Here is a 10,693-nt window from a genome sequence, read left to right as displayed (position 1 = left end):
GCGGATTCCCCTTGCTGGAAATGGGAGCCGCAGTGATCGTGGTAAGCTTCTGCTCCTTGACGAGAGCAGGCTTGGTGTAGGTCTTCTTCATTGTCTTCCCCATAGGCGCCCCCAAGGCGCCACGACGTCAACCGACAGGCCCCGAAACTCCGGGACTGCTGCTACCAGAAGCGGCCGGAGCGATGCCCCGGCGACTCCGGGTCAGGTTACCGGCTTGCTCGAGATCGGCTCGGCAGTGATGGCGATGAGCTTCTGCTGCTTGACCAGCAGCGGCTTGGAGTAGGTCTTCTTCATAGTATGCCTCAAAAAAATTCCGCTGCTCAAACAGCAGGGTAGCTGCAAGCTAGCAGAGTCTGAGTGTGGCGCAACCTGCTTAAGCCCGGCCCCTGCGATAAAGCATCACGCGTTGCCTGAGCTGACTGCCTTCGAAGCGCTTGACTTCGGCAGCCAGATTGGCCATGCGCCCGTTCAATTCCAGAGGCTCGTCGGGTCAACTGACGTGCGGCCGCCATCGGCTCCGTTGCCTCGACAGTCTGCGGCAGGCGGACAGTGGGCGGTCTGGTCCGGTAGTCATAGAGCGTGACGGTGTAACGGGGCATCGGTGCTTCGGGCGCCTGAACCGCGGTCCCGACATAATAGGTCGAGCCGGCTGACAGTTGGCTGACCGACTGAGCGACCTTGCGAAGAATTCATCCACCTTACCAAGCCCTCATGCGACTTCTTGATGCCGGCAGTCTACTTTATGTCCGATGGGAAAATGGGCTCTGCAGGTGCGGCGATGAAGCGGTGGTGGAAGTGGATTGGCCTGGTGGTTCTGCTCGGTGCGGCCGGCGCCGGCTGGCTGGTGTTCAGCGCCCCGGCCAAGGACGAGGTGCCGCGGACGACGGCCGTGGCGCGCGGCAACGTGCAGGAGACCGTGCTCGCCTCGGGCGTCATTCAGGCGAGTTCGCTGGTCAGTGTCGGCGCGGAGGTCTCGGGCCGGATCAAGACGCTCAATGTCGCGCTGGGCGACGAGGTCAAGGCCGGCGACGTGATCGCCGAGATCGACTCGCTGAACCAGGAGAACGCGGTCAAGGCGGCGCAAGCGGCGCTGGCCAATACCGAGGCGCAAAAGACCATCCAGACCGCCAATCTCGGCCAGGCGAAGACGGCGCTGGAGCGGGCGGAAAAGCTCAGCCCGCAGAAGCTGATTTCCGACGCCGACCTGCAGACGGCGCAACTGGCGGTACAGACCGCCGAGGGACAGTTGCAGGCCATCGAAGCGCAGATCCAGCAGGGACAGATCAACGTCGAGGCCGCGCAGTTGAACCTCGATCGCACCAAGATCGTGGCGCCGTCGGACGGCACGGTCGTCGCGGTGTCGGTCGAAGTCGGCCAGTCGGTCAATGCCAATAATTCGTCGCCGACCATCGTCAAGCTCGCCAACCTCGACAAGATGGTGGTGAAGGCGGAAATCTCGGAGGCCGACGTGCCGCGGGTGGAGCCGGGGCAGCAGGTCTACTTCACCATCCTCGGCGACCCCGACACCCGGATCAGCGCGACGCTGCGCGCGGTCGAGCCGGCGCCGGATTCGATCGCCTCGGACGACACGTCATCGAGTTCGTCGAGCACCGCCGTCTACTACAATGGCCTGTTCGACGTGGACAATCCCGACCACAAGCTGCGCATCTCGATGACCGCGCAGGTCACCATCGTGCTCAAATCGGCCGACGACGTGCTGACCGTGCCCGCCTCGGTGCTGGGGCGCAAGGGCCGCGACGGCAGCTACACGGTGCAGGTCTGGGACCAGCACAAGCAGGCGCCCGAGCCGAAGAAGGTCACCGTCGGGCTCAACAACAACGTGACGGCAGAGGTGCTGGACGGCCTCAGCGAGGGCGATCTGGTGGTCAACGCCACGGCAGCCGCGCCGACGGCCCGCACTGGCAACGGACAGGGCGGCGGCGCCCGGAATATCCTCACCGGCGGCCCGCCGGTCGGCGGGTTCGGGCGGGGAGGCTGATGCGATGGCCGAACCGCTGATCTCCATCCGGAAGCTGCGCCGGGAGTATCCGATCGGCGCGGAGAGCATCACCGTGCTCAAGGATATCGACCTCGACATCGCCGCCGGCGAGATGGTGGCGATCATCGGGCAATCCGGCTCCGGCAAGTCCACGCTGATGAACGTGCTGGGCTGCCTCGATAACGGCTGGAGCGGCGAATACCGGTTGGCCGGGCGCGATGTGGCGCGGCTCGCACCGGACGAACTTGCCGAACTGAGGCGTGAGCATTTCGGCTTCATCTTCCAGCGCTACCAGCTGCTGGCCGATCTCGATGCGCTCGAAAACGTGGAAGTGCCGGCGATCTATGCCGGCGCCCGCAAGCAGGCGCGGCGCGAGCGGGCCCATCAGTTGCTGGAGCGGCTGGGTCTGGGCGAACGCCTGACGCACCGGCCGAACGCGCTGTCCGGCGGGCAGCAGCAGCGGGTCAGCGTGGCCCGGGCCCTGATCAATGGCGGCGACATCATCCTCGCGGACGAGCCGACCGGTGCGCTCGACTCGCACAGCGGCAAGGAGCTGATGGCGTTGCTCAAGGAGCTGAACGCCGAAGGCCACACCATCATCATCGTGACGCACGATCCCACCGTCGCGTCGCAGGCCGACCGGACCGTGGAATTGAGCGACGGGATGATCGTCGCCGACCGCCGCAAGGACGACGCCGCGGCGCCAGAGCGGAAGGCAGCCGAAACGATCAGGCGGATCCCGCGCTGGCGCGAGGCGCTCGACCGGGTTGGGGAGGCGTTCCAGATGGCGCTCAGGGCGCTGTCGAGCCACCGGCTGCGCACCTTTCTCACCATGCTCGGCATCATCATCGGCATCGCCTCGGTGGTGTCGGTGGTGGCGCTCGGACAAGGCAGCCAGCAGGCGGTGCTCGAGCGGATCAGTTCGATCGGCACCAACACCATCAACGTCTTGCCCGGCACCAACGCCGCCGACCGGCGGCGCGACGCGATCCGCACCCTGGTGCCGGCGGACGCGGCGGCGATCGCGGCGGAAAGCTATGCCGACAGCGTGACGCCGCAGGTCTCGAGCAACGGCCAGGCCCGTTATCGCAATGTCAGCGCCGCCGCACAGGTGCAGGGTGTCGGGCCGGACTACTTCCGGGTGAACAATCGCAGCTTCGTCGAGGGCGCGGCGTTCGACGCGGCCAGTACCAGTTCCCTGGCGCAGGTCGCGGTGATCGATACCACTGCCCGCGACACGCTGTTCACCAATGGCGAAGACGCCGTGGGCCAGGTGGTGCTGGTCGGCAATGTGCCACTGAGGATCATCGGCGTGGTGGCCGCGAGCACCAATAATTTCGGTCCGCAATCGAACGCGATCAGCATCTGGATGCCCTACACCACGGCGATGTCGCGGATCCTGGGGCAGAGCTGGCTTTCGACCATCACGGTGCGCATCGCCGACAGCGCCGATGTCACCGAGGCGCAGGCCGAGATCCAGGCGCTGCTCGAGCAGCGGCACGGCACGGTGGATTTCAGCCTGCAGAACACCGACACCATTCGCGAGACCATCCAGTCGACCTCGCAGACGCTGACGCTCTTGATCTCGGCCATCGCGGTGATCTCGCTGATCGTCGGCGGCATCGGGGTGATGAACATCATGCTGGTGTCGGTGCGTGAACGCACCCGCGAGATCGGCGTCCGCATGGCGGTCGGCGCGCGACAGGGCGACATCCTGCAGCAGTTTCTCATCGAAGCGGTGCTGGTGTGCCTGATCGGTGGCGCGGTGGGCGTGCTGCTGTCGCTGGCGATCGGTTTCGGCGTCGAGAGGCTGGTGAGCGGGCTCAGCTTCATCTACTCGCCGGCGACGATTATCGCGGCGTTCGTGTCTTCGAGCCTGATCGGCGTACTCTTCGGCTTCATGCCGGCGCGATCGGCGGCTCGGCTCGATCCGGTGGTGGCGCTGGCGAGCGAGTGAGGCGTGGCATCGCCTCACCAGATGCCGGGCACCCAGCGGAAGCGGACCTTGCGCATGTACTCGGCGTATCCCGGCAGGTCGGCCGCCAGAGTCGCCTCTTCGGCGAGGGTGCGAAGCACCAGGGCCCCCAGGCAGATCAGCACGGGAAGGATTGCGACCAGCGAGCCGAGCGCCAGTGCCGTGCCGAGCCCGAGTGCGAGCCCACCGGCATAGCCGGGGTGGCGGATGACGGCGTAAGGGCCGGTGTCGATGACCTTGTGGCCGCGATCGGTCTGAATCCGCACCGTCACTTCGAAATGGCGGTTGACGCCCTGGGCCCAGCTGGTGAGCCAGAAGCCGGCGATGAACAGCAGGTAGCCGAGCCAGATCAGGGGCGCAGGGAGCTGCTGCCAGTTGAAGCGGAAATCAAAACCGGCAATCGGCAGGATGGCCGCGAAGGACACGACGGTGACGACCACATAGGCGAGATCCCAGGACTTGCTGCCGGCCTGTGGTCGCCGTCGTACCGAGAACAGTTCCGGATCGACACGCCAGAGGTAGACGATGGCGACGGCGATGACGACCACGAACAGCGCCAGGTACCACCATGCCGCCGTCCAACCCAGGGTGCCGGCTGCACCGAACAGCAGGACGGCCATGATGAGCAGGGTGACGGCAAGCGATCCGAGTGACCGATAGAGGTCAGGGACAAAGTCCTGCCGCGCATCTGCCATCTCAACCTCCGCGGCTGCGCAGACTAGCACCAATGCCGTGGCGAGGTGAACCCTCAGGGCAGGTTGGCGTTGATCAGCCGGACGGCGGCGGCGTAGTCGTCGGTGCTGACGAAGAATTCGGGGCGGAGCAGTACCCAGCTGTTGTCCTCGGTCCGCAAGGCGACGTAGCCGGGCTGCACGACCTTGTTCGCAAAGATCGGCCAGCGCATCAGACTCTCGCCTTTGGGGGTGGTGAGGCGGATCCCCTCCTCACCGATCCCGACCGTCTGGGGCTTGGCGGCAATCGGGCCGGCCGGCCGGCCGATCCGCCACGCACCGGCGGTGACGGCCAGCACGACGCCGAGCAGCGCGCCCCAGGGGGCGGCACCGCCGAGCGGCGGTGCAGAAATGCCCGCCAGCCGCTCAACCAAGGTCGTCGCGCCGAGACCGATCACGGCGCCGACCGCGCAGATGACGAGCGCAGCAGCCCATGGCGGCAACTGCCCGGCCTGCCGGAAAGCCGTCTGCAGCCGTTTCAGGTCGCTGGCGTCATAGACGATGGTGCCGATGACCATTGCAGGGCTCTGATCAATCGGCGGCATCACTGTCAGTGCTGATGCGAGGCGTGTTCATCGAACTCGTGCGGCTTGAAGTGGTAGTCGGCCGAGCAGAACTCGCAGACCACCTCGATCTCGCCGTCGACCACCATTTCCTGGCGTTCTTCGGCCGAGAAGTTATCGCGCAGCATGGCCTCGATCCTTTCGGCCGAGCAGGTGCAGCGCTCCTCGAGCGCGATCGGCTCGAAGATGCGGACGCCCGGCTCGTTGAACAGCCGGAACAGCAGGCGCTCGGCAGAAAGCTCGGGATCGGCGAGTTCGTCGTCGCCGACCGTCGAGAGATACGCCCGGGTGGTCGTCCACTTGTCGTCCTCGACGAAATCCGGATCGGCGGTCTCGGGGTTGTCGAAATCGCCGTCACCGGGCAGATCCGGCATCACCGACTGGCCGTGCGGCGGCAGGAACTGCACCAACGCGCCACCGGCGCGCCACTGCGGCCCCCCGGCACCGCGCACCGAATGCTCGGCAACGGCAAGACGCACCAGTGTCGGGATCTGCTCGGACTGCTGGAAATAGGCGTGTGCGACATCCTCGAGCGTGCCGCCGTCGAGCGCCACGATCCCCTGGTAGCGCTCCATGTGCGCCCCCTGGTCGACGGTCATCGCGAGGTGGCCCTTGCCGAGCAGCTGCGCCGGCTTGGTCTCGCCCCGCTCGATCGCCGTCATCACCGCATCGGCGTCGAAGCGGGCATAGCCGCGCAGGCCATCCGGCGCGTCGAGGTCGACGACGATCAGGTTCACCGGACCATCGGTCTGGGTCTGGAGGATGAAGCGGCCCTCGAACTTCAGCGACGAGCCGATGAGGGACGCCAGCACCACCGCTTCGCCGAGCAGGCGCGCCACCGGTGCGGGGTAGTTGTGGCGGGTGAGGATCGCATCGAGCGCCGGCCCGAGGCGGACCACGCGGCCGCGGCTGTCGAGTCCGTCAAGGGTGAACGGCACCACGACATCATCCCCCGACTCCGGGCGATCGAGGCCATAGGTGCTGAGCTCAGTCTGAGTCATCCAAAAATCCGATCTCGCGGGAACAACCCCGGTCCTATCGGAACGGGGTCCCGCGCTGGTTCGTGTCGCGCATAACAGTGTCGCAGAACGCTAGATGTTCTGCCGGTCCTGACCCAGTGCCCAGCACAGGATCGCCTTCTGGGCGTGAAGCCGGTTTTCGGCTTCATCAAAGACCACCGATTGCGGCCCGTCTATGACCTCGTCGGTCACCTCGTCGCCGCGATGGGCCGGAAGGCAGTGCATGAACAGCGCGTCCTTGTTGGCCAAGCCCATCAATTGGGTATTCACCTGGTAGGGTTTCAAGGCCCGGCGACGCTCGGCCGCGTCGGTGTCGCCCATCGATACCCAGGTATCGGTGATGACGAGGTCGGCGCCGCGCACCGCTTCCTCGGGATCCTCGATCAGCCTGACGGCGGAGCCGGCCTTCTTGATATCGGCAAGCAAGTCCTTTTCAGGGGAATATTCCTCAGGCACCGCGATGGTGAGCTCGGCACCGAACAGTTCGGCGGCGTTCACCCAGCTGGCCAGCACGTTGTTGCTGTCGCCGACCCAGGCGACTTTGGCGCCCTTGATGTTGCCGCGGTGCTCTTCGAATGTCATCACATCGGCCATCACCTGGCAGGGATGGGCACGGCGGGTCAGACCGTTGATCACCGGCACGGTCGCGGCCTCGGCCAGATCGAGCAGATCCTGGTGGGTGAGGATGCGGATCATGATCGCATCGACATAGCGCGACATCACCTTGGCGGTGTCGGCGAGCGTCTCTTCACGGCTCAGCTGCATCTCCTGGCCGGTGAGGAAGATGGTCTCGCCGCCGAGCTGGCGCATGCCGACATCGAAGCTGACGCGGGTGCGCGTGGACTGGCGCTCGAAGATCATCGCCAGCACCTTGTCCTTGAGGAGCTGCGGTCGATCGCCCTTTTTCAGTCGGTCCTTGAGCTCGACGGCCTGGCTGAGCATGCCGCGCAGGGTCGTGGCATCGAAATCGTCGAGGTTGAGGAAGTGCCTAGGTGGGGTAGCGGTCATTTTTGGGACCTCTCCTTTTCGGAACGCGCCGAGCGGGAGCTGCTGTCTCCCGCCCTCCAGATCGCGTGCCGTGAATGGGTCAGGCTGTCGCCTTGCCGGGCGTCTCAGCCTCGATGGCCTCGAAGACGGCCGCGAGTTTGCCCATGGCCTCCTCGATATCGGCTTCGGTCACCACCAACGGCGGCAACAGGCGCAGCACGTTCTCGTTGGCAGTCATGGCCAGCATGTGGTGCTCGTCGCGCAGCCGTGCCGCCACGTCGCGCACCGGCGAGGCGATGCGAATGCCGGCGAGCAGGCCCTTGCCGCGCAGCTCCAGCACCTGGTTGGGGAAGCGCTGCGCCAGCTGCTGCAGGTGCCAGTTGAGCCGCTGCCCCATCTTTTCGACGTGGACGAAGAAGCCGGGCGCCAGCATGCGGTCGAGCACCGCATTGCCCATCGCCGAGGCCAGCGGGTTGCCGCCATAAGTCGAGCCGTGCGTTCCCGGGATCATCGATTTCGCCACCTCATCCTTGGCAAGGCAGGCTCCAAGCGGGAAGCCGGCGCCGATGCCCTTGGCGACGGCCATGATGTCGGGCTCGATGCCGCTCCATTCATAGGCGAAAAACTTGCCGGTCCGGCCGTAGCCGCACTGCACTTCGTCGAGGATCAGCAGCATGCCGTGCTTGTCGCAGAGCGCGCGGAGCCCCCGCATGTATTCCGGGGTCATGGCGGTGACGCCGCCCTCGCCCTGCACCGGTTCGATCAGGATGGCGCAGGTCTTGGGCGTGACGGCGGCTTCGACGGCCTTGAGGTCGCCCGGCGCCAGGTGCTTGAAGCCGGCGAGCGGCGGGCCGAAGCCCTCGAGATAATGCTCGTTGCCCGAGGCGGCGATCATCCCCATGGTGCGGCCATGGAACGAGCCGGTGAAGGCGATGATCTCGTAGCGGTCCGTCTCGCCCTTGGCCCAGAAATAGTGCCGGGCGGTCTTGACCGCGCACTCCACCGCCTCGGTGCCCGAGTTGGTGAAGAAGCAGGCATCGGCGAAGGTGTTGTCGACCAGCCGCTGGCCCAGCCGTTCCTGTTCGGGAATGGTGAAGGTATTGGCGGTGTGCCAGACCTTCTCGGCCGCCGCCTTCAGCGCTGCGACCATGTGCGGGTCGCCGTGGCCCAGCGCGTTGACCGCCACGCCGGCGTGGAAATCGAGGTAAGGCGTGCCGTCCTGCGCGAACAATCGCACGCCCTCGCCCCGCTCAAAAGCGAGGTCGGACCGGGCATACGTACCGTACAGCGCAGACATCTTCGCACCCCTTTCACGGGCTCGTTTCGGGACTGTTGCAAAAGCCCCACAAAAACCAAAAACGCGCTGCGAAATTGCGGCGCGTTGCAGGCTCTCCATATGCCTTTGTAGAGTAGTTAAGTCAACGGAAACGGGGCTCGCGGCCCTCAAGTGCCTGATTTGAACCGGCTTCCGAGCACCGCCAAATTGCAGACGCTTTTTCCCCGTGTAAAACGGCAGCGACTCTTGCACCGGATTCCGCGACCCGTGTAGTATCAAGGCATTGGGACACGATATCTCGTGTGGCGGACCCATCAGACCTACGATGCGTAGCGTATCGGGCTGTTGCTGAGGCAACGGCACGGCTGAGGAGTCTGTCAGAGTCCTGAATGGCGGTTTAGGAGCGGATAGTTGATGGGCTGGACTGAAGAACGCGTCGAGCTGCTCAAGAAACTTTGGCTTGAGGGGCTGAGCGCCAGTCAGATCGCGGGCGTATTGGGCGAAGGTGTGACCCGTAACGCGGTGATCGGCAAGGTGCATCGGCTGAAGCTCAGCGGCCGTGCCAAGCCGGCGACGTCGACCCCACGGGTGCGCAGTGCACCGCGTCCGGCCGCCCGCCGCGTCTCCTCGCCTGCCAGCACCTCGCGGTCGAGCGGGCTGGGCACGGTGATGAAGACCCGCAACTCGATGAATGTCGGGAGCGGTGGGGGTGGCGGCGGCGCCATCCACGGCGCCACGGCGCTGAAGATGGAAGAAGAATTCGCGGTCGAGATGGAGATGGCGCCGCAGGCGGCCGAGCTCTTCATCCCGGTCGAGCAGCGGCTGACCCTGCTGCAGCTCAGCGAGCACACCTGCAAGTGGCCGATCGGCGACCCGCTGACCCCGGACTTCTACTTCTGCGGCCAGCACTCGAACGAGGGCAAACCCTATTGCGAGTTCCACTCGCGCCGGGCCTACCACCAGATCGACAAGAAGAAGCGCTGAGCTTGATAGAGATTTTTGCGGAGGCCGGGAGCGATCCCGGCCTTTGTCGTTTCAAGCACGGGGAGGACGGGATGGCGACAACGACGTACCTGGCGCTGCTGCGCGGCATCAATGTCGGCGGCAAGAACAAGGTGCCGATGGCAGGGCTGAAGACCCTGCTCGAGGAGATCGGGCTCGAGGACGTCTCGACCTACATCGCCTCGGGCAACGCCATCTTCCGCTCGGGCCTCGCCGCGTCGACCATTGCGCGCAGGATCGAAGAAGGGCTGATGGCAAAGTTCAAGCTCGACGACGAGCTGGTCAAGGTGCTGGTGCTCAGCCACGCGCAATTGAAGGCGATCGTAGAGACGCGACCCAAGGGGTTCGGCGAGGCGGCCGACACCTACCATAGCGATGCGATCTTCCTGATGGACATCGACCGCGACGAGGCGTTTGCGCTGTTCAAACCGCGTGACGGCGTCGACAAGGTGTGGCCGGGCGAAGGGATGATCTACTCGCAGCGGCTCAGCGCCGAGCGAACGAAGAGCCGGCTCAGCAAGATCATGGAGTCGCCGCTCTACAAATCGATGACCATCCGCAGCTGGCAGACGACCCAGAAACTGCTGGAGCTGCTGGAGGCGATGAAACGGTAGGTCAGGTCTCACGCGGAGCAGAACCACCAATCGAAAGTGCTGCGCCGCGGTTCCCGCTGCGATCACCCCATACTCGGTGTCGGTGGATCAGAGCCCAATCAGCTTTCGGGAAACGATCCGGCGCGTCGTCGTCTACCGAAGCGCCGCCACCGCCGCAGCCAGCACCTCATGCACATCCTGCCGGCCGCCATCGGGGCCCACAATGCGCAGCCGCTGCACGGCGTGGCCGTTGTAAAGGCTGACCATGAAGTCCTCGACGCCGAGCTTGCCGTAGTCGGCAAGCGGCACCTCGACGGGCTCGGTGAGGAGTTCGGTGCGGCCGGCGACAAGATCGAAGATCGCAGCCAGCGCCGCGCTGGCGCGGGCCAGCCCCTGGCGAAACTCCAGCACGTCGGCGGCCGGCTCGGCTCGCGCCGCAAACAGCCGGTCGGCATAGGCATCGACCAGGTATGCTGCAAGCATCGCCTTTTTGCGCGACAGCATGGCGGCCCGTGCATCGGCCACCGCCGCCTCGAGATAGGCGAGGT

The 10,693-nt window shown here is 65.5% G+C and carries 11 protein-coding genes; 4 read left to right on the top strand and 7 right to left on the bottom strand.

Going from position 1 to position 10,693, the window contains the following annotated elements; translation table 11 throughout:
* Nucleotides 1–201 precede the first annotated feature (201 nt).
* Nucleotides 202–294: a putative RiPP precursor gene (locus APS40_RS24950; protein WP_156342957.1), complete on the bottom strand. Its 93-nt coding sequence runs from the start codon at nt 292–294 to the stop codon at nt 202–204.
* Nucleotides 295–757: 463 nt separating this feature from the next.
* Between APS40_RS24950 and APS40_RS15925 the strand changes: the two genes are divergently transcribed.
* Together APS40_RS15925 and APS40_RS15920 are read left to right on the top strand one after the other, a co-directional pair.
* Nucleotides 758–1,999 (top strand): efflux RND transporter periplasmic adaptor subunit, encoded by a 1,242-nt coding sequence (locus tag APS40_RS15925; RefSeq protein WP_055047990.1) that lies wholly within the window; start codon nt 758–760, stop codon nt 1,997–1,999.
* 4 nt (nt 2,000–2,003) lie between these two features.
* A complete protein-coding gene (locus APS40_RS15920) occupies nt 2,004–3,956 on the top strand; it encodes a MacB family efflux pump subunit (RefSeq protein ID WP_055047989.1) in 1,953 nt (650 codons plus the stop codon).
* Nucleotides 3,957–3,970: 14 nt separating this feature from the next.
* Here the strand turns inward: APS40_RS15920 and APS40_RS15915 are convergent, their stop codons facing one another.
* The 5 genes from APS40_RS15915 to APS40_RS15895 form a co-directional block, all read right to left on the bottom strand.
* Nucleotides 3,971–4,669 carry a methyltransferase family protein gene (locus APS40_RS15915; RefSeq protein ID WP_055047988.1) on the bottom strand — a complete coding sequence of 233 codons (699 nt, stop codon included), beginning with the start codon at nt 4,667–4,669 and terminating at the stop codon, nt 3,971–3,973.
* A 53-nt stretch (nt 4,670–4,722) separates the two neighbouring features.
* On the bottom strand, nt 4,723–5,250 hold the full coding sequence (locus APS40_RS15910; RefSeq protein ID WP_156342956.1) for a hypothetical protein: 528 nt from the start codon (nt 5,248–5,250) through the stop codon (nt 4,723–4,725).
* 5 nt (nt 5,251–5,255) lie between these two features.
* A complete protein-coding gene (locus tag APS40_RS15905; RefSeq protein ID WP_055047986.1) occupies nt 5,256–6,269 on the bottom strand; it encodes an Hsp33 family molecular chaperone in 1,014 nt (337 codons plus the stop codon).
* A gap of 90 nt (nt 6,270–6,359) precedes the next feature.
* On the bottom strand, nt 6,360–7,295 hold the full coding sequence (argF, locus tag APS40_RS15900) for an ornithine carbamoyltransferase (protein WP_055047985.1): 936 nt from the start codon (nt 7,293–7,295) through the stop codon (nt 6,360–6,362).
* 79 nt (nt 7,296–7,374) lie between these two features.
* Nucleotides 7,375–8,571, bottom strand: a complete 1,197-nt coding sequence (locus APS40_RS15895; RefSeq protein WP_055047984.1) for an aspartate aminotransferase family protein — start codon at nt 8,569–8,571, stop codon at nt 7,375–7,377.
* A 393-nt stretch (nt 8,572–8,964) separates the two neighbouring features.
* On the opposite strand from APS40_RS15895, the gene APS40_RS15890 reads away from it, so the two are divergent.
* On the top strand, nt 8,965–9,534 hold the full coding sequence (locus tag APS40_RS15890) for a GcrA family cell cycle regulator (protein ID WP_055047983.1): 570 nt from the start codon (nt 8,965–8,967) through the stop codon (nt 9,532–9,534).
* Nucleotides 9,535–9,605: 71 nt separating this feature from the next.
* The gene (locus APS40_RS15885; protein ID WP_055047982.1) at nt 9,606–10,166 is read left to right on the top strand and encodes a DUF1697 domain-containing protein; all 561 of its coding nucleotides are present in this window, start codon (nt 9,606–9,608) and stop codon (nt 10,164–10,166) included.
* 132 nt (nt 10,167–10,298) lie between these two features.
* Here APS40_RS15885 and APS40_RS15880 read toward each other — a convergent pair whose 3' ends face one another.
* On the bottom strand, nt 10,299–10,670 hold the full coding sequence (locus APS40_RS15880) for a hypothetical protein (RefSeq protein ID WP_055047981.1): 372 nt from the start codon (nt 10,668–10,670) through the stop codon (nt 10,299–10,301).
* Between the last annotated feature and the right edge of the window lie 23 nt (nt 10,671–10,693).

It is taken from the genome of Devosia sp. A16, assembly GCF_001402915.1.
Classification (GTDB): Bacteria; Pseudomonadota; Alphaproteobacteria; order Rhizobiales; family Devosiaceae; genus Devosia_A.
This window is presented reverse-complemented; position numbering and strand designations above follow the sequence as displayed.